The sequence below is a fragment of the Thiomonas sp. genome (genome assembly GCF_054608695.1).
On the sequence record NZ_JBTRXV010000001.1, the window covers coordinates 192275 to 217835 of the forward strand.

Below are 25561 nucleotides of genomic sequence, written 5' to 3' on the forward strand. Positions count from 1 at the left end.
GTAGCGACCATGCAAAACAGAGTATTGGTATTGGACAGGAACCGGCAACCGCTCATGCCCTGCCATCCGGCACGGACGCGGGAACTGTTGCGGGATGGGAAGGCAGCGCTTCCGCTCCAGCTAAACGCTCGAGCGGAAGCGCTGAATTCGGATGGATCGTCAACACACCGTCGCCTACCCAGAAAACCGAGCGGAGCGTCCAGCGGCGGCAAAGGACGCCGCGGCCCTGAATGATGCGGCGGGGCTTACGGAGGAATACGCTATACTCCTGTCGGCCCCGGGAGCCATCCCGGATAATCAGAAAAATCCTGGCTGGAGTCTTCCCATGTCCCCCGAAACCTTGCCGGCAAGCGCCGTTCCCCAGGCCGAAACCCCCCATCAATTGGCGCGCCATGCGCTCAACACCCTGCTCGGCAAGGGCCTGGATCCCACTCCGTTCAACTTTTCGCTCCACTACGGGGATGGGAGTCTGACCCCAACCCGCTTGCTGGCCCAGGCTTGCGCCGCCTTCAACGGCCTGCTCATGGAACATCCCCAGCTGCAGGTCGAACTAGGGGAGCTTACCAACCGCCTTGCGGATCCAGCCTGCGCCCCGGAACACGCGGAAATCCACCTGGAGACCATCCAGTCCAAGAAACTGCAGTGGCTGACTGAGATCTTCCAGCTTCGCCATGCGCTGCGGACCGGGGTGGCCGAATTTCAGCGGGACGGGAATCTGGCGCAAGGCCGGCTATTCGAGCAGCTGGAGCACGCCCGGGAGCTGCACGGGATGCTGAGCGGTATCCAGGACGCCGGGACCGACCTGACCCCCCAGGAGCTGCGGCAGGTGATGGCGATCGCCATCAGCAAGAACCAACAGGTGGCCCAGAGCGGCCGGATCCTGAGCCGTGCGCTGGCCCACGCTCTGCAAAGCACGCAGACGTTGCTGGAGCGAATCGATGCCCTGGAACAGGCGGCGCATGGCCATCAGCAAGAAGCCGACACGGATTCGCTGACGCAGGTGCTGAACCGGCGGGGCCTGGAACGAAAGCTGCGGACCCGGACCACGCCGGCCATCGTGCTGGCACTGGACCTGGATCACTTCAAGCGCCTCAACGACACCTACGGCCACCCCGCCGGCGATGCCGTCTTGGGGGAGGTCGCCCGCGTGCTGCAAGGCCAGGGGCGGGAAGGCGACCTGGTGGCCCGGTTCGGGGGAGAGGAATTCATGCTGGTCTTGAACACGACCTCGGCGGATGCAGGCTATCGGATTGCCGAACGCCTTCGCACGCACCTCGCCCGACATCCGTTTCACCTCCCCAACGGCATCACCGAGCGAGTGACCGCCAGCCTGGGAGTCGCCCTGTGGACTCCTCCGAAGATGGCCTTCGACACGGCCTACCAGCAGGCCGATCAGGCGCTGTACGCCGCCAAGCAGGCGGGACGCAATCGCGTGATCACCCGCTGGGAACTGGGTCCATCCGCATAAAAACGGCAAGGAGCGAATCCTTGCCGTCCGAAAAACGCGCGTCCTGGCGCACACGAGACCCCAGCCTGTCCAAAAAGCGCGCCTGGCGTTCTTTTCGCTGGGCTGTTCGCTTACGCGCACCGTTGCCGGAATTCCCGGTAGGTGTGATTATCCTGCTCCACGCAGCGGAAGCCTGCCGGTTCCAGGATCACGGCGCGCAACGCCCCGCCGTGCTCCACCTTGCCTTCGAGACAGAATCCGCGGGCTCCTGCCCGAATGGGCCGATCATCCGGATTCCGGTGTCCGTGAACCTGATACTGGTGCGGTCGGCCATTCCTGGTAAACACCTCGTCGACAGGGCAGCCGTAGGGACCGCTCCCATTGGTATATTCGCGAGTGGCGACCAGGGCCGGACGATCCGGTACCGCCGTGACGCCCCCATGGCTGACAAACACCTCCGTCCCCTGATACCGGTAGTGCGCCCATAGTTCCAGCTGTCGGCAAAACGACTCGGCATCGGGCAGCGATACGTCGCTCAGGTGCGGCAGGGTCTTCTCCCGGAAAATCTCCGAGCACCGGTCCACTTGTCCCGTCGCCCAGTACCAGAGCTGCCGCTCGTGGTTTCCTTCCAGGAAACGGACATTGGGCCGGCCCGCCAAGGAAAACAGGAACGGCAAGAGCCGTTCGTGCTCCCGTCCACGATCGACGTAATCCCCCGTGAACAGGTACATCTCGTCATCGTGAAATCCTTCATCGCTCAGGTAGTCCAGCAGAACCTGGTAACACCCCTGCAAATCTCCGATGTGATGCACGCGCTTCCAGTACGACCAGTCCTCCGGGCCTGCATCCAGGTAACGCTCCGCCTGCTCCGGCATCAGACGCCGTATCGGCTTGGGCCAGTGCCGGGCGTGCGCCTCCATTTGAACGCGCATCCGGTCGATGGCCGCTCCCGGTACCCGGTAGGGCGCGGAGCGGGCCTGATTCCTCGCCAAGGCCAGCTCCGGAGTCACGTCCGTGAAGTCCACCACGGCCACCTGGTACCGGTATCGCCGTGCCAGGTCCACATACGGCTGCAGCTCGTTGATCGCCGCGTGACAACGGTCCACGACCGTGAAGTCCCCGCGTTTCATCCGGGCCTCCAGCAGGGTGGCCAGAACCGTCTGGGCCTCGGAGGAGAGACCGGCATTGGCCTGCGCCTGCCCATCCTCGTCCAGGACCAGGCCGCCCAGCATCAGGCGAAGCCCGTCCATGGACAGGGTGTGCCCGGTAAGCCCTTGCCGTTCCAGCCAGGTGGTTTTCCCGGAACCGGGAAGTCCCCGCGTCAACCACAGGGTACGCTGATTTGCGGTCCTCTTGCTCATTTTTGGCTCCTTGTCATAGGTCCTTGTATGAGAATATAGGGCCACCCGTTGCCGGGAAGTTATCCACAGATTTTGTGGGTAACTTCACTGGCACTAATCGATTCACATCGAAAGTGGATTTGTCTTTTGATATACTATACATGTCTAAGAACGTGGAGAACAGGCTGGACGCGGTGCCTGGCCGGGCACACGCGTTCCCACCGGCGAGCGATCATGCTAAAATGTGAATTCGAACGGCATCCCGCCGGATGCCGAGATAGACTCGCAGCCCGCTCACCGGCAGGTTTGTACAGGTCTATAGGAGCAGACTGAATGCGCTTTTGGACCAAAACCTTGATCGCCGTGCTGCTGTTGCTGTGGCCGGCACTGCTTTTGCCCCTGGTTGGCGAACGGCACCTGCCATGGGTCTTGTGGCTGTCGCTCGGCAATGGGGTCCTGATCGGAGCCTGGGCAGCCGACCGGCGCACCCCGAAGGGCTGATCCCCGGCGAATTGGCAGCAACATGGTCTTTCGCTATACTGTAATTCACTTTCACGACTTACAGACGAGGAACAACCCATGCGCAAATCTTTTCTGGCGTTGCTGGTCACGGCGAGCCTATTTCCCATGACGGCCCAGGCGGACGTCATCGGCGTCAACAACGAAGTGGGGATCTCCATCAACGGACTCCTTCAGAAATACCAGGAGATATCGAACGGAACGGTCCCGGACTCGGAATCCGGAGTGATCCCCGGGGCGGGCATCAAGGTATCGGTCATGCACGACGTATTCGGGATATCTCATGTGTATGCCGCCGTCAGCTACCGCTACGACCTCGGCTCGGCCAGCTATCACGGGGGATACCAGAACGGCTCCGGAAATCAGGTGCCGCTCAACAGCTCCAGCTACTACCATATCCAGAACATCAAGGTTCGCGTCGGAAAGGGCTTTTTGCTGAACGACAATTTCCTGGTTACCCCCTACCTGCAATTTGAGCATCATAACTGGGATCGGGAAGTGGCGGGGGTTGGAGCGGTCATGGGCGCCCACGAGGACTACCGCTTCGATGCGGCCGGATTCGGCGTGAAAGGGGATGTCCAGGTGATGCCCCGACTGGTACTCACCGCCGACGTCAATGCTTCGGAAACCCTGGATAGCAGCATGCGCTTCCACGCGGAAGGCGGAATCCCCGGCATGAACTTCAGTCTGGGCAACCGTCCCGTCCTGGGTGCTTCCGTCGGCGCGGACTATCGGATAGACGGGCCGTTGCATGTGTACACCAAGCTCGCCGTCGAGCGCTTCGGATTTGCGGCCTCGGAAGTGAATCCGATGGGGTATCAGGAGCCGACCAGCCGAACCACCCAGATCAGCGCCGACGTCGGAATCGCCTACCAGTTCTAAGCCGCGAGTTCCTGCCGGCAACGCGGAAACCGCCGATATCGGCGGTTTCGCTTTGGATCGGATCGCGCCAGATCGGTTCAGATCTCAGGGAAGGGGGTTTTCTTGGAAGCACGCCTGGCGTACAGTACCGCCGCTCCATAGACGATGCCGACGGCGCTCCCAGCGATCAGGGCCCACTGCATGAGTTCAGGCCACATCAGAATCAAGGTTTGCATTGTGAACTCTCCTTCGGTCGCAACCTGTTTCCAGTATAGCAGGAGACCCGGCAAACACCAACAAGAAGGGAGGCCTTGCGGCCTCCCCTGAACACGCAGGTTATCTGTGGTGTTTCGAATACCGGACGCCCCATAACAGCAGGAGCGCCACGAATACACCCCCGGGGATCAGCCATTTGGCCACAAGGTTAATGCCTTGTGCCAGCAGGGCTAGCATGGTAACCACCTCCGTCTCATCTCTTTCTCCTTTTCGTCTTGCCACCCGCCAGGCGACGGACTGGTGGCTTTGGCCCGATGTCCTTGACCAGCTCCGCTACCGTCCACAGCAACACACCGACCGTCACCATCTCGAACAGCGTGGCGAAGGGAACCAGCCACGTTCTCTTGCTGGCATCCACACCCAGGCTGGTTAACGCCAATCCCAGCAGCCCCTTGCCCAGGAACTGGACCGGCGGGCCGGCCGCCACTACCAAACGCCGCACCCAAGGCGGACTCATTTTCTTTTCCGTCATGACACGCTCCTTCCATTATCTAGGCCTGTTTCCGACTTCCGAAACCACTCCGGATCTCAGGTATAGCGACGAAGGCCGATCAGGTAGCCCCTGGCTATACTCTGGCAGGCCCATCCCCCAACCAGAGGAGTTTTGCATGAATATCGAGATGCTGTATGCCCAAAGGGAGGCTCGCCGCGCAGAGATCGTGCAGACCGTAGAAACCCTGACGGACGAGCAACGGCGCATCGACCGGCAGTTGAGCGCCTTTTGGCTGTTCGGCTTGATGGCCGTCAACCCGGGGTGGAAATCCTTGCGGATATCCGCAGACTCCCGCTCCGAGTATGACGACGAAGGGGGTTACTTCACCTGCTGGGACGCCAGCTACCGCGTGAAACTGGAAAGTCCACAGGACGTGCACCATGACACCCTGCGCTGGGACGGAAACACCCCCATACCAGAAGCCGCTCTGACGCTGGACGATCCCGGATCCGAAGAGGAGATCGCCGACGCGCTTCACCAGCGTCTCGAGGACTCCAGCGTCGCCTACTCCATGGCGGAACTGCATCCGGGCTGCCACGACATCGTCTGGGAGATCAGGCGAGCGGACGTTCTGGACGCTCCGGAATCGATCACGCTCGAATGGCTGGAACAGTTGTTCTCTCGGATCGCTTCTCGTCAGGAGGACGTATGACAAGCTCCATCGGATCCACCCAGGACCTGGATCAGGATTTGTGCGCACAGAAAAAGGAGATTTCCGCCAGGATCAGCGAGCTTGCCGGCCAACGGAAAACCCTTCTTCGGATGACCACGGCGCTCTGGCTCTCTGGCCTGATGATCGCAAACCCCGGATTCCAGATACTTTGCATCACCGCCGTCCGGGACGGCCTTGGCTGGAACGTGGCGGTGGCGGTGACGGCCGATCCACAGGATGTCTACTATGGCGACATGGACTTAGGCTGGGACGGGGACATGCCGGTTCCCGAGTGTCCGCTGGCGGGCGCAAACCTCGACGCGGTCGACCTCGCTGATCAGTTGCGCGAAATCTGGCAGGATAATGATCTTGGGGCCTTGATGTCCAGCCTCTACCTGAAAGGCGATCCCGCGCGGATTTCCTGGTGCGTCGCAAGGGCCGACATCGTGGCCTTGCCGTTCCCGCCCACCCGGGAAAGCCTTGCCGATCTGTTCGCCCGGATCCATCAATGAACGGGCGCGCCGTAGCACGGGTCCAGGGCAGTACCGCCTGCTGGCCGGGACTTTCGTTTTCCGAAGCCCTGGCCCGGCTGCGGACCGCGCAGGAGCCGGCCTGGGGGCCGATCCAGGCGGAGCATGTCCAGTTGTGCCCCCAGAACAGCGGGGCGCTGGATGAGGCGACTTTGGCCCAATTGCAGCAAGAGTCGCCGGGAACCCAATTCCGGTTGCATGCCAACGTCCGGATTGGTTCCAGGCGGATCACCTGGAACGCGGCGCAGGCCCATAAACCGGAAGCCCAAGGCGATTTCCAGCGCTGGGCGGCGTTAAGCCGATGGTTGAACGCCCCCGCGTACACCCTGCATGCGGGTCGCCGGGACCAGGCATCGCTACCGCGGCTATGGGACAATATTCGTCGGCTGGAGCAGTGGTTTGGTTGCCCAGTCGGCGTGGAAGGCCACTACACCACGCCGGAGGATGCCTTCCTGCTCTCGACCTGGGCGGAATACGCCCTGTTGCTGGAGGCCGGTGTTTCTTTCGTCGTAGACCTCAGCCATCTGAACATCGTGGCGCATCAATCCGGAGGCTGGGAACCCGCCCTGGTGCGGGAACTGCTGGCCCATCCCAAGTGCATCGAGATCCACCTGTCCGGCAACGATGGCCGGCAGGACCACCATCAGGCATTGCGGGACCCGCCCGAGTGGGCGCCGTTCCTGACCTCGGCCAACGGCACCGCGGTATGGTTCACCGAAGGAAACCAACTTCGGTAACCGGGCCTGTTCCGTACTTTCAAGCGACCGGTTCCGGTCGCTTTTTTCGCGTCAGAGTGGAACCATTTCCACCGCTATGCTATAATTTCAACTTCTTCGGAGTTTCCCGTTCGATGCCGTTCCGTACGCTGCCGCCCCTTTTGCGCATCCTGATCCTGCTGGGAATCCTCGCCGTGGAAGGGCTGGATTGCGGGATCGCCTGGGCGCAACCCGTGGAGTCCCTGACTCAGGCGGTATCCGGACTGCCCCGCGCCGCGGAAATGGCCCACTGGTCGGATTCGCGGTTGTCGGGCGTGCTGCAGCAAGCGCGCATGGTGGCCCACCGGGCGCAAGGCTGCCTCCGGAAAAAGGCGGCGCAACAGCAGGAACTGGCCGCCGATACGAAACTGCTGGGACCGGTGGCGCCGCACGAACCGGCGCTGTTGCAAACGGAACGGGGGCACCTGGAAGCACGGGCGCGGGCGCTGGCTACCGAGAAAGGCGTCTGCGAGGTCGCCTTGCTCCAGGCCCGGCAAACCGAACATCGGGCGCAACGCTGGATCATGGCCCACCCCTTGCCCAAACCGGTTTCGCCGCCGACCTGGACGACTCCCGATCCCCATTGGCTGCGAGCCTTGTGGCAGGCCCCGGCCGGCGGCTGGCGGACGGGCTGGAATCGCATCGCGCAGGACGTCCTCCAGTTGACGCCACCGCGCCTGCGCGGATGGCTCGGCGCCCTGCTGGTAGGGATCCTGCTCGCCTGGGCGCTCCGCCGGGAGCTGCCGCCCCGCCCCGCCCACCAATGGGGCAGCCGGATGATCCGGGTGCTGCGCCGGAATCTCTGGGGGCTGTCCAGTCTCGCCGCCTGGGCCGTCACGATACAGGCCCAAAGTCTGGCCCATACGGAGTGGGGCCCCTTGAGCCTGTCACTATTCCTGGCCGCCCTGGCCTACGCCGTCGTCCAGCTCCGCTTTCCGGAGGAATCCTGGCTTTTCCGGGCAGGAATCGGTCTGGGGCTGGCCGGGATCGTCGGATGGTATCTGCTGCCGCGACTGGCGTTTTTGGCGCCGATCACGCTGGGGTTGGTCAGCCTGAGCGAAACCTTGGCCGCAGTCGGCCTGCTGATCAGCATCTGGTCGGTTATCCTTCGCCGGCCTAAAACCGGTTGGCACCGGGGGGCAAGCGCCTTGGCCACGGTCGCCCTGGGCGGGCTGGCGGGGCTCCCCTGGCTGGCGTATCCCCGGCTGGCCCTGCTGATCTGGCCCATTCTGCTGGTGACGGCCGGTGGCCTGCTCCTGGGCGACCTGCTGACGCGGGCCGAGCTTTCCTGGCTGGAACAGCGGCCCAGCCCGTCGGTGGCCGGCTGGGTCATGGCGCCCACCTGGGTGCTCACCTGGCTGGCGAGCCTCACGGCCATCGTTTTCCTGGTGCCGTTGCCCGCCGCCGCCAAGCAGGCCTTGCAATCCGCGCTCGTCCACGGATTCACGATTGGTTCCATCTCCATCGCCCCTTTGCGCTGGGGCGCAGCCTTATTGAGCGCCATGCTCCTCATCGGGCTGAACCGGGTGGCCAACCAGGCGTTGGACCGATCTCCTGGATTCGCCCGCTTCCTGGCCGCCGGTTCCCGGCATACGTTGCTGGCGTTGCTTCGCTACCTCGGCGTGGCGCTCGCTCTGTTGCTGGCCATCGCCGTGGCCGGCCTCGGCTTCCATAACGTCGCCCTGGTGGCCGGCGCCCTGTCGGTCGGCATCGGATTCGGGCTCCAGAATGTCGTGGCCAACTTCATCGCCGGATTGGTCCTGCTCTTCGAACGGCCGGTAAAACCGGGAGACTGGATCGCGGTCAACGGCCGCGAAGGCTATGTCCACCGCGTCAGCTTCCGGGCCACCGTTCTGCGCGCCCAGGACGGATCGGAGATTTTCGTGCCCAATTCGGAAATGCTGGCCACGCCCGTCACCAACTGGATGCATAGCGATACCCAGGCCCGGCTGGAGCTGTTCCTGGGGGTTTCGTATCAAGCCGACCCGGGCCAGGTCGAGGAACTGCTGCTGGCCATTACGGCGGAGGACCCGGACCTGCTCCATGCCGAAGGTTTCGCGCCCCAGGTCCTGTTGCTGCGGTTCGGGGCGTACACCCTGGATTTCGTATTGCGGGTACATCTGCACGATGTGACTCGTCGCTATACGGTATCCAGCCGCATACACCGTCGGATCCTGCAAGAATTCCGCGAAGCCGGCATCGATTTCCCCTATCCGCGGCAGACCGTGGACCTGACGCTGACGGCCTCCCCCGGCCCCTTGGAGACGCTCGCCCATGCACGCTTGGAACAACCGTAAAACCTCCGGCTGGCGGGCGGGTATCCCGGCCCTGACCACGATCCCGGTATGGGGGTTTCTGCTGTGGCTCCAATTCTCCCAGGGAATCGAGCCCTGCAAACTTTGCGTGGAACAGCGATTGGCGTTGCTGGTGGTCGGCCTCACGCTGCCGGCCGTTCGGGCCGCGCCGTGGCTCCAACGACTGCTCCTGCTGAGCGGGCTGTCGGCGGCCGTCTACGGGGCCGGGATCGCCTGGTCCCAGTGGCGGCTGCAGCTGCATCCGGTGCTGACCGATGTTTGCAGCGTTTCCCCGCAGAACCACGCCTGGCTGGCCCGCCTGCCGCATTGCGTGGCCTCCCTGTTCACCCCGCAGGGGGACTGCGCGCTGATTCCCTGGACCTTGCTGGGGCAACCCCTGTCTTTATGGTCCGCCGTGTACTTTGCTATGCTGGCCGCCGGCTATGGACTGCTGTTGGCGGCCCTTTCACCCGAACGAACGGACGAACCCCCGGTCATTGGAGAAGACTGATTTGGCTGCTCAGGAATATACCGCCGAGAATTTTTCCGTACTCAAGGGCCTGGAGCCCGTCCGGGTGCGACCCGGGATGTATACCCGCACGACCTGCCCGACGCATATCATCCAGGAGGTCATCGACAATGCGGCGGACGAAGCCCTGGCCGGGCATGCCCAGCGCATCCGGGTGACGCTCTCCGCCGACGGCTGGATCGAGGTCAAGGACGACGGTCGCGGCATTCCGGTCGGCATCCCGCCCGGAGAGACCCGGCCGGCGGTGGAGCTGGCGTTCACCACCCTGCACGCGGGCGGCAAATTCGACAAGACCGACCTGCGCTCGGCGTACCGGTTTTCCGGCGGGCTCCATGGCGTCGGCGTCGCGGTCACCAATGCGCTCTCCCATCAGGTGGAAGTCGAAGTCAGGCGGGACGGCGGCGTCTGGCAGATCGCGTTCGCGGAAGGGGAGGTCGTCCGCCCCCTGCAGCGCGTCGGGGATTGCGGCCCCCGGACGCACAGCACCCAGGTGCGCGTGCGGCCCAACCCAAAGTATTTCGACAGTCCGACGGTCCCCGTCCGGGAACTGGTCCAGATCCTCCGGTCCAAGGCGCTGCTGCTGCCGGGGTTGACCTCCACCCTGCGAACGCCGGACCGGGAGGAGAACTGGACGTATGAGCGGGGGCTCGCGGAGTACCTGGAGGAACTGCTGGCCGAAAATGCGCCGGTCACGCCGATTTTCTCCGCCGAAAACCATGTCACGGAGACCGGCGGCGCCTTCGAGCCGGGGGAAGGGGCCGCCTGGGCGCTGGCCTGGGTTCCGGACAACGCGCCCAAGCCCGAGACCTTTGTCAACCTGATCCCAACGCCGGATGGAGGCACGCACGAATCCGGATTTCGGGCCGGTGTATTCGAAGCCGTCCGCGCCTTCATGGAACATCATGGCCTGATGCCCGCCAAGCTCAAGCTGGTGCAGGAGGACATCACCGGAAAACTGGCCCTGGTGCTGTCGGCCCGGATCCTGGACCCCCAGTTCCAGGGGCAGACCAAGGACCGGCTGACCAGCCGCGAAGCCCATCGCCTGCTGCTGCAAACCATCCGGGACCCCCTGGAACTATGGCTCAACAGCCATGTGGAGGCCGGCAAGGCCATCGCCGATCTGGCCGTGCAGTCCGCGCAAAAACGGTTGCGGTCGGCCCAGAAGATCGAGCGGAAAAAGGGCTCGGGCTTGGCGACGCTGCCCGGGAAACTGACGGATTGTGAAAGCGAGGATCTCTCGCGCAACGAGCTGTTTCTGGTGGAAGGGGATTCCGCCGGGGGCTCGGCGAAGGAAGCGCGGGATAAGGAATTTCAGGCGATCCTGCCGTTGCGCGGCAAAGTGCTCAATACCTGGGAAGTGGACCGGGACCAGATTTTCAAGAATACCGAGGTACACAACATGGCCGTGGCCCTGGGTATCGACGCCCACGATCCGGAAGCCGCTGCCGATCGGGTTCTGGCCGGATTGCGCTATGGCAAGATCATCATCTTCTCCGATGCCGACGTCGACGGCAGCCACATTCAGGTGCTCCTGATGACACTGTTCCTCCGGCACTTCCCCGCCTTGCTGCTGCACGGCCATGTGTACGTCGCCAAGCCGCCCCTGTACCGGGTGGACGCCACCGTCAAGGGCAAGGCGCGCAAGGTGTACTGCGAGGCCGAAGCCGAACGGGATGCCGCCATCGTCCGCCTCAGGAAGGAAGGCGCCAGGGATTCCGGGGTCACCGTCCAGCGCTTCAAGGGCCTCGGGGAGATGAACCCGGAACAGCTCTGGGAGACGGGCATGTGTCCGGACACCCGAACGCTGCTGCCCATGCGGGTGCAACCCGCCGAATTGCCCGGGTTGCGCGACCGCTTTACCCTGCTGATGGGAAAGGGCGAGGCCGGCGGTCGCCGGGCGTGGCTGGAACAGGACGGCTGGATGGCCGATCTGGATGTCTGATACCGCCCATCTTACTTTCCTGGGGAGACCTTTCTAATGACGGATACCGCGCAGGATACCCGCGAGAAGGAGCCGATTTTCGGCACGTACGCTTCTTCCGCCTACCTGGCATACGCCATGAGCGTGGTCACCGGACGGGCCATCCCGGCCCTGACCGACGGCCAGAAACCGGTACAGAGGCGCATCCTCTATGCCATGCGCGAGATGGGCTTGCAAAAAGCCCAGAAGCATGTGAAGTCCGCCCGTGTCGTGGGCGAAGTCCTCGGCAAGTTTCACCCCCACGGGGACTCCTCCAGCTACGAAGCCATGGTCCGGATGGCACAGGACTTCTCCCTGCGTTACCCCCTGATCGACGGCCAGGGGAACTTCGGATCGCGGGACGGGGACGGGGCCGCCGCCATGCGCTATACCGAAGCGAAACTAACACCTATCGCGGCACTGCTGCTCGATGAAGTGGAGGAAGGCACCGTAGGCTACAAGCCGAACTATGACGGCACCTTGCGCGAACCGGAACTATTGCCCGCCCGGTTGCCCTTCCTGCTCCTCAATGGGGCCTCCGGCATCGCCGTGGGACTGGCCACCGAAATTCCATCCCACAATCTGCGGGAGGTAGGCCAGACTGCGGCCCGCCTGGCCCTGGACGCCCGCCTGTCCGACGACGACATCCTGGGTGGAATTCCAGGGCCTGACTACCCGGGCGGCGGACAGATCATTTCCGAGGCGGAAACCATCCGCCAGGCGTATCGAACGGGGCGCGGCAGTTTGCGCGTCCGCGCCCGCTGGGAAGTGGAGAAGCTCTCCCGGGGCGAATGGCGGGTCCTCATCCAGGAATTGCCGCCCGGCGTGTCTACCGCCCAGGTGCTGGCCGAGATCGAGACCGCCTCGAATCCCCAGATCAAAACCGGAAAAAAGGCCTTGACCCCGGAACAGGCCACCCTGAAGGCGGCTTTCGTTGGCCAGATCGATCGGGTGCGGGACGAATCCGGAAAATCGCACAAGGTCCGGCTGGTGATCGAGCCGCGGTCCAAAAACCAGTCGGTCGAGGACCTCATGCGTCTGTTGCTGGGCCATACGTCGCTGGAAACCAACGCGGCCATCAACCTGACCGTCATCGACCCGTCGGGCCGGGCACCCTGCCTGCCATTGACCGATCTGCTGCGGCAATGGGTCGATTTCCGGATCCAGACCGTTCGCCGCCGTAGCCAGTTCCGTCTGGACAAGGCCGAGGCCCGCATCCACATTCTCGAAGGCCGGATGCGGGTGCTGCTGGACATCGACGCCGTCATTCACGTCATCCGCAACGCCGACGATCCCAAGGCAGACCTGATGGCTCAGTTCGACCTCAGCGAGATCCAGGCCGAGGACATCCTCGAAATCCGCCTGCGGCAGCTGGCCCGGCTGGCCGGCATCGAGATTGAGAAGGAACTGGCCCAGCGCCAACGCGAGGCCCAGAAACTGCGGGTGCTGCTGACCCAGGAGAAAGCCCTGCGCAAAGCAGTGGCCGCCGAAATCACAACGGATACCGAGGCGTTTGGCGATGACCGGCGCACCTTGCTCCAGACCGAAGTCCGGGTTGCCCCCGCCGAGGCCAAACCCGTTCTCGACGAACCGGTCACCGTCATCGTCTCGCGCAAGGGGTGGCTCCGCACTCGCTCCGGTCACGGGATCGACACCGGCGCCCTGGTCTTCAAGGACGGTGACGCCCTGCTGGCCTGCTTCGAACTCCGCACCCCGGACCATCTGGTGGCGCTCGATCAGATGGGCCGGGCTTACAGCGTTCCGGTACGCCTGATTCCCGGAGGAAAGGGAGACGGGATCCCCATCACCAGTCAGGTGGACTTCCAGCCCGGCGGTCATCTCGCCCAGGTACTGGCCGGCCCCGACGCCTCCCAATGGCTGATCGCCGGCACCGGAGGCTACGGCTTCCGGACCGATCTCCGGCAGAGGCTCGGCCGCAACAAAGCGGGCAAGGCCTTCCTGTCGCTCGAGGCGGGAGAATCTCCGCTGGCCCCGGTACGGCTACCGGACACCGAACCGCTCGGAGAAGTCGCCGCTCTCTCCAGCGATGGCAAGGGCCTGGTGTTTTCCGTGGAAGAAATCAAGAGTCTGCCGAAAGGGAAGGGCGTCAAGCTCATGCACCTGGAGGACAAGGCCACGCTGAAGAGCCTGGTCCGCGTGCTGGAGGCGCCGGTGCCGGGATTCGCCAAGGGGCGGCTGGAGGCCTGCCGTGGTAAGCGGGGCGGGGCAGGGCGCAAGGCCTCCGGTAGGTAGCCGGCCCCAATTTTCCGCCAATGGGCATACACCGGGCTGTTCGCGGCCAGCCCAAGGCGTACTCCCGCGAAGCGCAATCGTACTCGTATTAAAAAAGATCCCAATGTGGCGATTGCCCCGAGTGGGCCCTGTGTTTATATTGTGACTGGAATGTCTGGTTGATGACTTTGGCCGGCGATCCAGTTCATTTTTTGACAGGGACAATCCATCACCGATGGCCAAGCTCGCCGACCTCATCTGGAAAAACGCCGAACTCCTCCGCGGAGCCTACAAGGAAAACGAGTACCGCAAGGTGATCCTGCCCTTCACCGTGCTCCGGCGCCTCGATTGCGTCCTGGAGCCCACCAAGCAGGCGGTCCTTGACCAGTGGGCCGCCATCCAGGACAAAGGCTACACCCAGGAGATGCAGGAGACCTTCCTCACCCGCGCATCCGCCACGGGCTTCTACAACCTCTCCCGCTTCACCTTGACGGGCCTCCAGGCCGACCCGGACCGCCTGCGCGACAATCTGGAACACTACGTCAACGGCTTCTCGCCCAACGTCCGGGAGATCTTCGAGAAATTTACCTTTCGGCAGGTGATCGACAAGCTCCAGGAGAAGGAGCGTTTGTTCCTAGTGCTGCAGCGCTTTGCCGAAACCGATCTGCACCCGGATGTCGTCTCCAACATCGACATGGGCCAGGCCTTCGAGGAACTGCTGCGCCGCTTCAACGATCTGTCCCCGGCCGGCGAGCAGTACACCCCGCGCGACGCCATCCAGTTGATGGTCAACATCCTCCTGGACCCCGACGACGAAATCCTGTCCCGCCCCGGTGTCGTCCGGTCCATCTACGATCCAGCGGCCGGCACCGGCGGCATGTTGTCGGTGGCCGAAGAACACATCACGGGCATGAACCCCCGGGCCAAGCTCAGTCTCTTTGGCCAGGAGCTGGAAGACGAAACCTACGCCATCTGCAAGGCCGACATGCTCATCCGCGGCCAGGACCCGGCCAACATCGCCTTGGGGGACAGTCTCAAGACCGATCTCCATGCCGGAAAACGCTTCGACTATCTGCTCTCCAATCCACCCTATGGCATCGAGTGGAAGCCCGCCAAGGACGCGGTGGAGGCCGAGCACCGCAAGAAGGGCTACGGTGGACGCTTCGGGCCGGGACTGCCGCGCATCTCCGATGGCCAGATGCTGTTCACCCTGCATTTGCTGTCGAAGATGCAGCCTCTTACCAAGACTACGGATGGGACTATCACGGGAGGCAGTCGCATCGGCGTGGTCCACAACGGCTCGCCGCTGTTCACGGGGGACGCCGGGAGCGGAGAGTCCGAGATCCGCCGCTGGATCCTGGAGAACGACTACTTGGAGGCCATCGTCGCCCTGCCGCCGGATATGTTCTACAACACTGGCATCAACACCTACCTGTGGTTTCTGACCAACCGTAAGGAGCCGCACCGCAAGGGCAAAGTCCAGCTCATCAACGCCGTCGATCTGTTCACCCGGCTGCAGAAGAGCTTAGGCAAGAAGCGTAATGAGCTCTCCCAGGAGCAGATTGAGGAAGTGACCCAGATTTATGATCACTTCCAGACTGGGCTGCGCTCCAAGATTTTCGACAACACTGACTTTTTCTTCCGCAAGGTGACCATCGAGCGGCCCCTGCGCCTGCGCTTCGATGTTTCGGCCGAAAAGGTTGATGCCTTGCGGGAGGACCCGGGATTCGGACGACTCAAGCCGGAGATGGCTGAGGCTCTGGTTTCCGCGCTGGAAAATCTGGTTGGCCATCAGCCGTGGATGAACGCGGTCAGCTTCAATGTGGACCTGCGCCTGGCGTTCACCAAGGGGTCGGAGCGTGTTCAGGGATGCAGCACTCAGGCTGCATCCTCTGCTCCTGCGAAGGCCATCAAGCCTACAGATGCCGTCATCAAGCTCGTCCACAAGCATATGGGCGAACGGGATGAAGGGGCCGCAATCGCCAGGGATGCCGACGGTAAGCCCATGTCCGATTCGGAACTCCGGGACACCGAGAAGGTGCCGTACGGGGAGGACGTGCGGGCCTACTTCGAGCGGGAGGTGAAGCCCCATTGGCCGGAGGCATGGATCAACGAAAGCGTCCGGGATGAAAAGGACGGCAAGGTAGGGATTGTCGGCACCGAGATCAACTTCAACCGGTATTTTTACGTCTACCAGCCGCCCCGGCCGCTGGAGGAGATCGACGCCGAGCTGAAACAGGTGGAGGCTGAGATCGCAGCGCTGCTGGCGGAGGTGACGGAATGACGGAGGTCGCCATCTACCAGACAGACCAGGGCGCTATCGAAGTCAAGTTGGAAAAGGAGAGCATCTGGCTTACCCAGCGCCAGATGGGCGAGCTGTTCGACACCTCCACCGACAACATCGGCCTGCACCTCAAGCGAATCTTCGCTGAAAGCGAACTGGATGAAATAGCAACTACCGAGGAATCCTCGGTAGTTCAGCAGGAAGGTGATCGTCGTATCACCCGCAGGGTCAGACACTATAACCTCGACGCCGTCATATCCGTCGGCTATCGCGTCAACTCCAAGAAAGGCGTCCAGTTCCGCCAATGGGCAACCCGACTCCTCAAGCAACACCTCCTGCAAGGTTACACCTTGAATCAGCAGCGGTTCGAGGCCAACGCCCGTGAGTTGAAGGCGGCTTTGCGGCTGATCGGCAAGACGGCCGACAGCGCGGCCTTATCCACGGATTCCGGGCGGGGCCTGGTGGAAGTGGTAACCCGCTACACCCGCACCTTTCTATGGCTGCAGCGGTATGACGAAGGTTTGCTGGCCGAACCCACCGGTCAACCAGGAGGCATCCTTCCCACGGCGGAGGAAGCCCGGCAGAGCATCGCCGCCCTAAAGACCGACCTCCTGGCTCGCGGCGAGGCGGGAGGCCTTTTCGGCCAGGAACGGGACGATGGCCTGGTTGCCATCCTCGGAAACCTGGACCAGAGTGCCTTCGGGGAAGCCGCTTACCCCACCGTCGAAGCCAAGGCCGCGCACCTGCTGTACTTCGTCATCAAAAACCATCCTCTATCGGACGGCAACAAGCGCAGTGCGGCATTGCTGTTTCTCGAATTTCTCCAGCGTAATGGCCGCCTGATTCGCCCGGATGGAAGTCCGGTCGTCAACGACGTGGGCCTGGCTGCGCTGGCCCTGCTGGTGGCGGAGTCCAACCCCAGGGACAAGGATGTACTGATCCGTTTGATTATGAATATGCTGGTGATAGATGCTACAGAGGTGACAGGGTGATACTGGCTATCCAAGACAACCTCTATTTTGAAGGAGACGAACGTCAGGTCCATGCGATCTATCCGCGACCATTCATAATTGGGTCCAGGTTTGAGAAAACGTCTTTGATGCCGGAAAGCTCTCGACCGCCGTATGTAAAAACTCTCTTTCGAGAAGATGCGTTTGACCCCGCTGTACGGATCAGACGCGGAAGGTTTTACTTGACCGCCAGCGACGAAAGCAGTCGCAGCTGGTTTCCAGGTAACGTAAGTTTCTACCCCTATCCCGCACCCCTTTATATCCAGCAGGCTTTGCGGCAAGGACCCACTGCATCACAGCCTGGCGTAATGTTTAGGGCGGAAGCATACAGACCCCTGCAATTGAATGAATCGCCCTTACATCTTGTTGGGTCTTTTGTCCACCTTGGGGAAGGCACGATCTCAACTAAGTGGCGAATTATTCAGGCCGAACCGATGGTGGATGCCGAACTCCTTTTCACCTTGAAGGCGCAAAGCTCATTTGGGGTTCTACCGAACATAGTAATGGAAAATGTGCCAGATGAATGCCAGGCCACCGTCGCCAAAGCGGTGGAGAGCGTCGTAGACATCGCTCATCGGCACACCGGGGCCTCCGTGGTTGATGTTTGCCGAGAGGCTGCCGTAGAACTCTGGAGATGCAAGTATCCTCACCCTGGCAGCGATACGAAAGACTTGGCAAAGCTTATCGGCCCTTATGAGGAAGGCCGGATTAACTGTGTCCAGTCGGCGGCGACGATTATCAATGCGCTCCATTCACGAGGAAAGTCTTCAGCAAGGAACCAGCATCATACCAGAGAAGTTTCTGTCGAGGACTCAGAATTTGCCGTTCAAGCAATCGGCTTCCTGCTTCAGGACTTCGGATGGGCTGAGGCATGAGCAGGTATAAGCAGTATTCTGTGTACAAGGACTCCGGCGTGGAGTGGCTTGGGGAGGTGAAGAAGTGATCGGTGACGGGATGCGCGACGGGTACCAGGTCCGCAGCTCAGGGGATGGCGCCGATCACGGTATTAGCGATCCACTGCAGCCAAGGGTGGCCGACTATAACGGCATGCATTCTGAGATCGTGCAGATGCTGGAGTCTGCCCGCCGTGCAGCGGCACGTAGTGTCAATGCTCTGATGACCACCACCTATTGGGAAATCGGTCGGCGTATCGTCGAGTTTGAGCAGGGCGGCAAGAATCGCGCAGGCTATGGGGAGGTACTCATCGAGCGATTGGCAGGCGATCTGACGACGCGCTTTGGCCGCGGTTTTAGTCGGCAAAATCTTCAGCAGATGCGGTCGTTCTATTTGACATGGCCCGCCGAGGCAATTTGCCAGACACCGTCTGGCAAATCTTCTGACTTCGCCACGATTGCTGCCCGGTTCCCGCTGCCCTGGTCGGCCTACGTTCGCCTACTATCCGTTAAAAACGAGAAGGCCCGTCAATTCTACGAAACCGAGGCACTGCGCTGCGGCTGGTCGGTGCGCCAGTTGGATCGTCAGGTCCATAGCCAGTTCTACGAGCGTCTCGCCTTGTCACACAACAAAGCGGCCATGTTGCAAAAAGCAGAGCAAGCCGAATCCGGCGATAGCGTGACGGCAGAGCAGGCGCTGAAAGACCCATTCGTGCTGGAGTTCCTCAACCTCAAAGACGAATACTCGGAGTCGGAACTGGACGAAGCGCTGATCCAGCACCTTGCAGACTTCCTGATGGAACTTGGTGACGACTTCGCCTTTGTTGGCCGTCAACGTCGCTTGCGTCTGGACGATAACTGGTTTCGCGTCGACCTGCTGTTCTTCCATCGCCAACTCAAATGCCTGATCGTCATCGATCTGAAAGTCGGCAAATTCAGCTACGCCGACGCTGGCCAGATGCACATGTATCTGAACTACGCGCGTGAGCATTGGATGAAACCTGGGGAAAACCCGCCGATCGGCCTGATTCTCTGTACCGACAAGGGCGCAGCCGAGGCTCATTACGTGCTGGAAGGGTTATCCAACAAGGTCTTGGCCGCCGAATACCAGACCGTGCTGCCCAATGAGCAGTTGCTGGCCGATGAACTGGAAAAGACGCAACGGGAGTTGGAAGCGCGCAGGCGTGGCAATGCGGGAAGTAAAGTATGAGCAAATACAAGGGTTATTCTGTCTACAAGGACTCCGGGGTGGAGTGGTTAGGGGAGGTGCCGGAGCATTGGCGTGACTGTGGGATAAAGCACCTAGTCCGGTTTTATACAGGGTGGACACCTCCCACTGGAGAAACAACTGCATTTATCGGAAAAAATTTGTGGGCAAACATTTCTGATCTTGGCCCAAAGTCATTAGAAGACACAGCAAAACGGTTGAGTGATAACGCTATCAGTGAGCACCGTATAAAAGTATCGCCAACAGGATCATTGTTGTTTAGCTTCAAGCTGTCAGTGGGACAGGTATCGTTCGCCGGAAAGAACATGTACACCAATGAAGCGATCGTCACATTTCTTCCGTCTCCTGATGTGGACCTAGCATTCGCCTACTATGCTTTCCCCATATACATCGTTAAGAACGCTTCGACTAATATCTATGGCGCGCTTCTTCTAAACCAGGATTCAATCAAATCAGCAGCGATTACTATTCCTAAGATGGGGGAGCAATCCGCCATCGCCGCATTCCTCGACCACGAGACCTCCCGCATCGACGCCCTGGTCGCCAAGAAGACCCGGTTCATCGAACTCCTGCGCGAGAAGCGCCAAGCGCTGATCACTCGTGCGGTTACCAAGGGGCTGGATCCCACGGTGAAGATGAAGGATTCCGGCGTGGAGTGGATTGGGGAGGTGCCGGAGCATTGGGGGAATGCTCACCTTCGGTGGCTTACAACGCGGTATTCAGGTGGAACACCGGACAAGCTAAATCTTGATTACTGGACGGAAGGGAATATTCCTTGGATTAATTCAGGGGCAGTCAATCAATTATTTATTAGCGAACCATCCGCCTATATTACTGAGGCGGCATTCGAAAATAGCAGTGCCAAGTGGATACCTGCGGGGGCGCTTGTGATGGCGCTCGCCGGACAAGGCAAAACCAAAGGTATGGTCGCCCAATTGGCTATCCCCACAACATGCAACCAGTCAATGGCTGCCATCATTCCAAACCAAGAACTGGCTGCAAGATTTCTCTTTTGGTGGCTGACTTCCAACTATCAGAACATCAGGAACATGGCTGGTGGTGACTTGCGTGACGGTCTGAATCTTGAGTTATTGGGAGATATAGCATGTCCGTTGGCGCCATTCTCTGAACAACAAACCATCGCCACCTTCCTCGACCGCGAAACCGCCCGTATCGACCTTCTCTCCACGAAAACCCAGCGCAGCATTGACCTTCTCAAAGAGCGTCGGTCTTCCCTAATCACTGCTGCCGTCACAGGACAGATCGACTTACGGGGAGAGATAGCGTGAATTGCTTTGCCGTGTTTTTCGATGCGCTCACCGGAGTTGGAACATTAGCATTGGCATTCTTTACGTATAAAAGCGTTGATCAGTCAAAACATATGGCTGCCGCCGCCAAGGAAAGCATTGATCTAACAAGGAAGATAGAAAAGTCTAAGATAAAACCTTACTGCACTATCTCTCCGCTTTCTGAAAATTCCGAAAAAGTGCTTTTTGGAACTTGTCCAGAGGCATACTTTTCCAACAGCCATGATGGGCCGACCCTATCTTGCGTTGTCAAGAATCATGGCCCAGGAGCCGCTCATGCGGTAAGCCTTATGTTGTGCGGAGATGATAAAAAATTGTGGACCAAAAGAATACGTGTCGCGGACATATTGGCACCCGGAGATCAGATCAGTTTTCAAAGACAGTTCGCCAAGTCAGATTTGCCTTCATCCGAAGTGCGGGAATACCGGCGCAGTAACGGTTCCAGCAGGGTGGAAGGGCAACCGGAATACTTATGCACAAACATCAAATACATAGCCGTTGAATATCAGGACTCGGAACAATACACGTTCCACGCCGTGCGGCTTTTCGTACCGAGAGCGGCACTGAACCATCCAGTTCCCGCTATTGAACCAACAGATGCAGAAAAATTTGCCACCGAATCGGTAGAAATGCTTTATTTTGATGGCCCGCACGAAAACAAGCCTTATTACAGCGAAACAGAGGACCAAAAGGACGCTCGACTGGGCGAATTTACTGAAGGGAAGGCATGAACGGCAACACCGCACATCAAGAAAAGCATTTCGAGGCCTACGTCGTTTCCAAACTGGAAGCCCAAGGCTGGCAGGTCGGAAACACGCTCCAGTACGATACCGAGCGCGCCCTGTACCCGGACGATCGCATCGCCTGGCTGGAAGCCACCCAGCCGGAAAAATGGGAGAAGCCCCAAAAGGACAACGGCGAGCGTGCCCGCGAGGTGCTGATGGATCGCCTGGCCAAGGCGCTGGAACAGCATGGTACCATGCAGGTCATCCGTAACGGCTTCTCCATCGCGGGCTGCGGTCACATCGACCTCACCGAAGCGGCCCCGGAAGACAAGCGCAACGAAACCGTGCTCAAGCGCTACGCCGCCAATATCCTGCGCGTGGTGCCGCAGCTCGAATACCACCCATCCCGCAAGCTGGCGATTGACCTGGTGCTGTTCATCAACGGCATTCCAGTCGCCACCGTGGAATTGAAGACCGACTTCACCCAGTCCGCCGAAGCCGCGATGGATCAGTACCGTACTGACCGGCTGCCGTATGACCCCAAGACCAAACGCCGCGAACCGCTGCTGACATTCAAGCGCGGTGCCGTGGTCCATTTCGCCATGTCCGATTCTGACATTCAGATGGCGACCAGGCTCGATGGCGAGAACACCAAGCTTTACTCACCTCCGAAAAAAACCAAAATCTGGACAGCCATAACTGGAGTTGTTTGATGCCCGCCATAACCTCCGAAGCTCAATTCGAAACCGAAATCGTCGCCCACCTGGTCCGTCACTCCGGCTGGTTGGAAGGCCACGATTCCGGCTACGACGCCCATCTTGCCCTATTTTGTGAGGACGCCGTCTTCTGGGTGAAGGAGACCCAACCGGAGTCCTGGGGCAAGTTCTGCTTCAACCATCCCCGCGATGCCGATGCGGTGTTCTGCAAGCGTCTAGCCGAAGAACTGGACCGCAAAGGCACCCTGCAGGTCTTGCGCAAGGGCTTCAAGGATATCAACGCCACCTTCCGTATGGCCCAGTTTGCCCCTGCCAACGGCCTCAACGAAAAGACTTTGGCCGATTACGACCGCAACCGCCTGCGCGTAGTCCGCCAAGTGTATTACTCCGAGCATAACCGCAGATCCATCGATCTCGTCTTTTTCGTCAACGGAATTCCGGTCGCCACCAGCGAGTTGAAAACCGATACCACCCAGCCGGTACAGAATGCCATCCACCAGTACCGCGTGGACCGGCCCCCGGTAGATACCCGGACCAAGGCCAAGGAGCCACTCCTGCAGTTCGGTAAGCGCGCCCTGGTCCACTTTGCGGTCTCCTGCGACGAGGTCTGGATGACCACCCACCTGCAGGGCCCCAAGACCTTCTTCCTGCCCTTCAACCGGGGTACCGAAGATGGCGGCGCCGGCAATCCGTCCAATCCCCACGGCTACGCCACGTCCTACCTCTGGGAGGACGTCCTGCGGAAGGACGTCTGGATGCTCCTGCTGGGCAAATACCTGCACGTCGAGCGGAGCGAAAAAGAAGACCCGGTTACCGGCAAGAAGGCCACCCGCGAGATTCTGCTCTTTCCCCGTTTCCATCAGTTCGATGCCGTGCGCAAGATCCTGGCGGCCACCCGGGCGGAAGGCGCTGGCGGCAACTTCCTGGTTCAGCACTCGGCAGGCTCTGGCAAGTCGAACACCATCGGCTGGCTCGCCTATCAGTTGGCCTCCCTGCACGACGACCTGGATCAGAAGATCTTCGATTCAGTGATCGTGGTCACTGACCGCCGGGTGCTCGACTCGCAGCTCCAGGACACCATCTACCAGCTCGATCACCAGCACGGCGTGGTTCAGAAGATCGACGAGAACTCCCGGCAACTGGCCGATGCCCTGAATAGCGCCAAACCCATCATCATCACGACGATCCAGAAGTTTCCCTACATCCTGAGGCAGGTATCGGAACTCGGCGAGCGGCGCTTTGCCATCATCATCGACGAGGCCCATTCCTCCCAGTCCGGCAAGACCGCCCACTCCTTGCGCCGGGCATTGTCCTCCGGTGTGCTGGTCAATGGAGAGGAAACAGATTCCGCAGAGGAAAACGGCGGCGAGGACGAGATCAGCGGTGAGGACGTGGTGGCGACCCTGGTGGCCAGCCGCAAGCGCCCGCCGAACGCCAGCTACTACGCCTTCACGGCCACGCCCAAGCCCAAGACCATCGAACTGTTCGGTCGTCCGCCCCGGGCGGATCTTCCGGCTTCTGACGACAACAAGCCCGAGGCATTCCATGTGTACAGCATGCGCCAGGCCATCGAGGAAAAATTCATCCTCGATGTGCTGACGAACTATGTCACCTACTCGGTTTTCTGGAAGCTGTCCCAGGTGGGGGAGGACAGGGAAGTGGAGGCCGGCAAGGCCAGCAAGGTCATCGCCCGCTATGCCAAGCTGCACCCCACCAACATCACCCAGAAGGTGGCCATCATCATCGAGCACTTCCGGGAAAAGGTCATGCACAAGATCGGCGGCCGGGCCAAGGCGATGGTTGTCACCGATTCCCGGCTGGCGGCGGTGCGTTACAAGCTGGCCCTGGACAAATACCTGAAGGCGCAGGGCTACACTGACTGCAAGGCCCTGGTGGCCTACTCCGGGACCATTACCGATGCCGAGAGCGGCGTGGACAAGGCCGGGGAAGGGGATCTCAACGAACGGCATCAGCGCGACGACCGGATCCAGGCGGACTTCGCCACGGACGAATACCGGGTGCTGCTGGTCGCCAACAAGTTCCAGACCGGATTTGATCAGCCGTTGTTGCACAGCATGTATGTGGACAAGCGGCTCGCAGGCGTCCTGGCGGTGCAGACGCTCTCCCGGCTGAACCGGACCTGTCCCGGCAAGGAGGAGACCTTCGTCCTGGATTTCGTCAACAAGAGTCAGGATATCCTGGAAGCCTTCACCCCCTACTACCGGACGGCCACGCTCTCTGGCGTCAGCGACCCCAATATCCCGCACCGGTTGAAGGACAAACTGGATGCCGTGGGGGTGTATCTGCCGGCGGAAGTCGAAACCTTTGTCCGCGCACTGATGGCCCGAAACGGTAGTCAGGCGGTTTTGCAGGCGCAGTTGAAACCTGCGGCGGATCGTTACCGGGTTCTGGCGCCAGAGGCACAGGAATTGTTTCGCACAGACCTCTCCACGTTTCTGCGGGCCTACGAATTTCTGTCCCAGATCATCCCCTACGAGGACCCCGGCCTGGAAACGCTGTACTGGTATGCAAAGGCGCTGCTGCCGCGGCTTCAGCCCCAGGTTGAATCCGATGACCTGCGCCTGGAAGATAGCCTGACGCTGACGCATCTGCGCATTCAGAAACGGGGCGAGATGGCTATTCGCCTGGAAGGGACGGAAGCCGAACCCCTGGAGCCGATGACAGATGCTGGCAGTGGGGCGGGCCATGAGAACGTCAAGGCGCCGTTGTCGCTCATCGTCAGCAAGCTCAACGACCTGTTCAGCGGGGACCTCAGCGACGCCGACCTGATCGGCTACGCCACTCACCTTATTGGCAAAATGAGCGAGAACGAGGAACTGCGGGAACAGGCCCGGGCCAATGACACCGTAGGCCAGTTCGCCAAGGGGGACTACCGGAAGACGCTGAAGGACAGTGTCATCGACGCCATGCAGAGCCACCAGCAGATGGCGGAGCAGGCGTTGAAGCAGGTGGATACCTTCAACGGCTTGGCGGAATTGCTGGTGGATGCGGTGTATCGACGGCTGCGGGGAGAACGGCCTGACGTCGGGATCTGAGCCGTGTCGGCAGGGATTCAGACCTCAAAGCGGCGAGACCTGTCATACAAAGTTTCCGGGGATATATCGATATTTACAGGTCAGACCACTGTCCCGTACATGTCCATTGCGAGCAAGCTATCCGGCCACGTCCGGCGAGAGCGCTACGACTTGGTACCGCCCCCGATCGGGAGCAGGCCGAACCATCTCCGCGCCCGGTTCACCAGAAAATGTCGATCGAACGGCACGGAGGACATCGGCTGCCGTTGCGATGGTTTCGCCTGCCATCCCGAACGGTTCGATACCTCTGCCTCCGGGAAGGCCACCCGCAGCCGGGCCACCCACTCCCGCCCCGGACCCCCGCCATGGTCATCGAGGACCTGCTGCAGCCGGGCGAAGGCCTGCGGCAGCTCGGCGGGAACCCCGCCTTGCCGTACCTGCCGCAATACGCGGGCCTGCTCCAGCGGCGATAGCC

Annotated in this window: 22 protein-coding genes; 19 read left to right on the top strand and 3 right to left on the bottom strand. The window is 61.0% G+C overall.

What is annotated here, in order from left to right; genetic code table 11:
• Positions 1–9 precede the first annotated feature (9 nt).
• Positions 10–234: an RRXRR domain-containing protein gene (locus ACYCUK_RS01365; RefSeq protein WP_461593045.1), complete on the top strand. Its 225-nt coding sequence runs from the start codon at positions 10–12 to the stop codon at positions 232–234.
• 91 nt (positions 235–325) lie between these two features.
• Positions 326–1468, top strand: coding sequence for a GGDEF domain-containing protein (locus tag ACYCUK_RS01370; protein ID WP_461593046.1), 1143 nt, complete (start codon positions 326–328; stop codon positions 1466–1468).
• 110 nt (positions 1469–1578) lie between these two features.
• On the opposite strand, the gene ACYCUK_RS01375 is transcribed toward ACYCUK_RS01370, so the two are convergent.
• Positions 1579–2808 (bottom strand): AAA family ATPase, encoded by a 1230-nt coding sequence (locus ACYCUK_RS01375; protein WP_461593047.1) that lies wholly within the window; start codon positions 2806–2808, stop codon positions 1579–1581.
• A gap of 312 nt (positions 2809–3120) precedes the next feature.
• Here ACYCUK_RS01375 and ACYCUK_RS01380 point away from each other — a divergent pair, with 312 nt between their 5' ends.
• Together ACYCUK_RS01380 and ACYCUK_RS01385 are read left to right on the top strand one after the other, a co-directional pair.
• Positions 3121–3288, top strand: coding sequence for a hypothetical protein (locus ACYCUK_RS01380; RefSeq protein WP_461593048.1), 168 nt, complete (start codon positions 3121–3123; stop codon positions 3286–3288).
• A 78-nt stretch (positions 3289–3366) separates the two neighbouring features.
• On the top strand, positions 3367–4188 hold the full coding sequence (locus ACYCUK_RS01385; RefSeq protein ID WP_461593049.1) for a hypothetical protein: 822 nt from the start codon (positions 3367–3369) through the stop codon (positions 4186–4188).
• A gap of 77 nt (positions 4189–4265) precedes the next feature.
• Here the strand turns inward: ACYCUK_RS01385 and ACYCUK_RS01390 are convergent, their stop codons facing one another.
• Both ACYCUK_RS01390 and ACYCUK_RS01395 read right to left on the bottom strand, forming a co-directional pair.
• On the bottom strand, positions 4266–4403 hold the full coding sequence (locus ACYCUK_RS01390; RefSeq protein WP_461593050.1) for a hypothetical protein: 138 nt from the start codon (positions 4401–4403) through the stop codon (positions 4266–4268).
• A gap of 233 nt (positions 4404–4636) precedes the next feature.
• Positions 4637–4915 carry a hypothetical protein gene (locus ACYCUK_RS01395; protein ID WP_461593051.1) on the bottom strand — a complete coding sequence of 93 codons (279 nt, stop codon included), beginning with the start codon at positions 4913–4915 and terminating at the stop codon, positions 4637–4639.
• Between the two features lie 136 nt (positions 4916–5051).
• Here ACYCUK_RS01395 and ACYCUK_RS01400 point away from each other — a divergent pair, with 136 nt between their 5' ends.
• From ACYCUK_RS01400 to ACYCUK_RS01470, 15 genes are all read left to right on the top strand, one after another.
• Positions 5052–5588: a hypothetical protein gene (locus tag ACYCUK_RS01400; protein ID WP_461593052.1), complete on the top strand. Its 537-nt coding sequence runs from the start codon at positions 5052–5054 to the stop codon at positions 5586–5588.
• Entirely contained in the window at positions 5585–6100 is a 516-nt protein-coding gene (locus tag ACYCUK_RS01405) for a hypothetical protein (protein ID WP_461593053.1), read from the top strand. The genes ACYCUK_RS01400 and ACYCUK_RS01405 overlap by 4 nt, the downstream gene beginning before the upstream one ends.
• The gene (locus tag ACYCUK_RS01410; RefSeq protein ID WP_461593054.1) at positions 6097–6855 is read left to right on the top strand and encodes an apurinic/apyrimidinic endonuclease family protein; all 759 of its coding nucleotides are present in this window, start codon (positions 6097–6099) and stop codon (positions 6853–6855) included. Before ACYCUK_RS01405 ends, ACYCUK_RS01410 begins: the two co-directional genes overlap by 4 nt.
• Complete coding sequence (locus tag ACYCUK_RS01415) at positions 6786–9170, top strand: mechanosensitive ion channel family protein (RefSeq protein WP_461593055.1); 2385 nt, start codon at positions 6786–6788, stop codon at positions 9168–9170. Before ACYCUK_RS01410 ends, ACYCUK_RS01415 begins: the two co-directional genes overlap by 70 nt.
• Positions 9148–9678 (top strand): disulfide bond formation protein B, encoded by a 531-nt coding sequence (locus tag ACYCUK_RS01420; protein ID WP_461593056.1) that lies wholly within the window; start codon positions 9148–9150, stop codon positions 9676–9678. The genes ACYCUK_RS01415 and ACYCUK_RS01420 overlap by 23 nt, the downstream gene beginning before the upstream one ends.
• Before the next feature lies 1 nt (position 9679).
• Positions 9680–11638 carry a DNA topoisomerase IV subunit B gene (locus ACYCUK_RS01425; RefSeq protein ID WP_461593057.1) on the top strand — a complete coding sequence of 653 codons (1959 nt, stop codon included), beginning with the start codon at positions 9680–9682 and terminating at the stop codon, positions 11636–11638.
• Positions 11639–11674: 36 nt separating this feature from the next.
• Positions 11675–13909 (top strand): DNA topoisomerase IV subunit A, encoded by a 2235-nt coding sequence (parC, locus tag ACYCUK_RS01430; RefSeq protein ID WP_461593058.1) that lies wholly within the window; start codon positions 11675–11677, stop codon positions 13907–13909.
• A 214-nt stretch (positions 13910–14123) separates the two neighbouring features.
• Positions 14124–16172 (top strand): type I restriction-modification system subunit M, encoded by a 2049-nt coding sequence (locus ACYCUK_RS01435; RefSeq protein WP_461593059.1) that lies wholly within the window; start codon positions 14124–14126, stop codon positions 16170–16172.
• Positions 16169–17164 carry a RhuM family protein gene (rhuM, locus tag ACYCUK_RS01440; RefSeq protein ID WP_461593060.1) on the top strand — a complete coding sequence of 332 codons (996 nt, stop codon included), beginning with the start codon at positions 16169–16171 and terminating at the stop codon, positions 17162–17164. Before ACYCUK_RS01435 ends, rhuM begins: the two co-directional genes overlap by 4 nt.
• A gap of 200 nt (positions 17165–17364) precedes the next feature.
• Positions 17365–18057: a hypothetical protein gene (locus ACYCUK_RS01445; RefSeq protein WP_461593061.1), complete on the top strand. Its 693-nt coding sequence runs from the start codon at positions 17365–17367 to the stop codon at positions 18055–18057.
• Between the two features lie 172 nt (positions 18058–18229).
• A complete protein-coding gene (locus tag ACYCUK_RS01450; RefSeq protein ID WP_461593178.1) occupies positions 18230–19285 on the top strand; it encodes a PDDEXK nuclease domain-containing protein in 1056 nt (351 codons plus the stop codon).
• Positions 19282–20592, top strand: coding sequence for a restriction endonuclease subunit S (locus ACYCUK_RS01455; RefSeq protein WP_461593062.1), 1311 nt, complete (start codon positions 19282–19284; stop codon positions 20590–20592). The genes ACYCUK_RS01450 and ACYCUK_RS01455 overlap by 4 nt, the downstream gene beginning before the upstream one ends.
• Positions 20589–21341: a hypothetical protein gene (locus ACYCUK_RS01460; RefSeq protein WP_461593063.1), complete on the top strand. Its 753-nt coding sequence runs from the start codon at positions 20589–20591 to the stop codon at positions 21339–21341. The genes ACYCUK_RS01455 and ACYCUK_RS01460 overlap by 4 nt, the downstream gene beginning before the upstream one ends.
• The gene (locus ACYCUK_RS01465) at positions 21338–22048 is read left to right on the top strand and encodes a type I restriction endonuclease (protein ID WP_461593064.1); all 711 of its coding nucleotides are present in this window, start codon (positions 21338–21340) and stop codon (positions 22046–22048) included. Before ACYCUK_RS01460 ends, ACYCUK_RS01465 begins: the two co-directional genes overlap by 4 nt.
• The gene (locus ACYCUK_RS01470) at positions 22048–25107 is read left to right on the top strand and encodes a type I restriction endonuclease subunit R (RefSeq protein ID WP_461593065.1); all 3060 of its coding nucleotides are present in this window, start codon (positions 22048–22050) and stop codon (positions 25105–25107) included. The genes ACYCUK_RS01465 and ACYCUK_RS01470 overlap by 1 nt, the downstream gene beginning before the upstream one ends.
• The last annotated feature ends 454 nt before the right edge of the window (positions 25108–25561 follow it).

Coding starts and splice junctions, on each gene's coding strand:
- ACYCUK_RS01365 (WP_461593045.1), top strand. CDS start 10: ATGCAAAACAGAGTATTGGTATTGGACAGGAACCGGCAACCGCTCATG.
- ACYCUK_RS01370 (WP_461593046.1), top strand. CDS start 326: ATGTCCCCCGAAACCTTGCCGGCAAGCGCCGTTCCCCAGGCCGAAACC.
- ACYCUK_RS01375 (WP_461593047.1), bottom strand. CDS start 2,808: ATGAGCAAGAGGACCGCAAATCAGCGTACCCTGTGGTTGACGCGGGGA.
- ACYCUK_RS01380 (WP_461593048.1), top strand. CDS start 3,121: ATGCGCTTTTGGACCAAAACCTTGATCGCCGTGCTGCTGTTGCTGTGG.
- ACYCUK_RS01385 (WP_461593049.1), top strand. CDS start 3,367: ATGCGCAAATCTTTTCTGGCGTTGCTGGTCACGGCGAGCCTATTTCCC.
- ACYCUK_RS01390 (WP_461593050.1), bottom strand. CDS start 4,403: ATGCAAACCTTGATTCTGATGTGGCCTGAACTCATGCAGTGGGCCCTG.
- ACYCUK_RS01395 (WP_461593051.1), bottom strand. CDS start 4,915: ATGACGGAAAAGAAAATGAGTCCGCCTTGGGTGCGGCGTTTGGTAGTG.
- ACYCUK_RS01400 (WP_461593052.1), top strand. CDS start 5,052: ATGAATATCGAGATGCTGTATGCCCAAAGGGAGGCTCGCCGCGCAGAG.
- ACYCUK_RS01405 (WP_461593053.1), top strand. CDS start 5,585: ATGACAAGCTCCATCGGATCCACCCAGGACCTGGATCAGGATTTGTGC.
- ACYCUK_RS01410 (WP_461593054.1), top strand. CDS start 6,097: ATGAACGGGCGCGCCGTAGCACGGGTCCAGGGCAGTACCGCCTGCTGG.
- ACYCUK_RS01420 (WP_461593056.1), top strand. CDS start 9,148: ATGCACGCTTGGAACAACCGTAAAACCTCCGGCTGGCGGGCGGGTATC.
- parC (WP_461593058.1), top strand. CDS start 11,675: ATGACGGATACCGCGCAGGATACCCGCGAGAAGGAGCCGATTTTCGGC.
- ACYCUK_RS01435 (WP_461593059.1), top strand. CDS start 14,124: ATGGCCAAGCTCGCCGACCTCATCTGGAAAAACGCCGAACTCCTCCGC.
- rhuM (WP_461593060.1), top strand. CDS start 16,169: ATGACGGAGGTCGCCATCTACCAGACAGACCAGGGCGCTATCGAAGTC.
- ACYCUK_RS01450 (WP_461593178.1), top strand. CDS start 18,230: ATGCATTCTGAGATCGTGCAGATGCTGGAGTCTGCCCGCCGTGCAGCG.
- ACYCUK_RS01455 (WP_461593062.1), top strand. CDS start 19,282: ATGAGCAAATACAAGGGTTATTCTGTCTACAAGGACTCCGGGGTGGAG.
- ACYCUK_RS01465 (WP_461593064.1), top strand. CDS start 21,338: ATGAACGGCAACACCGCACATCAAGAAAAGCATTTCGAGGCCTACGTC.
- ACYCUK_RS01470 (WP_461593065.1), top strand. CDS start 22,048: ATGCCCGCCATAACCTCCGAAGCTCAATTCGAAACCGAAATCGTCGCC.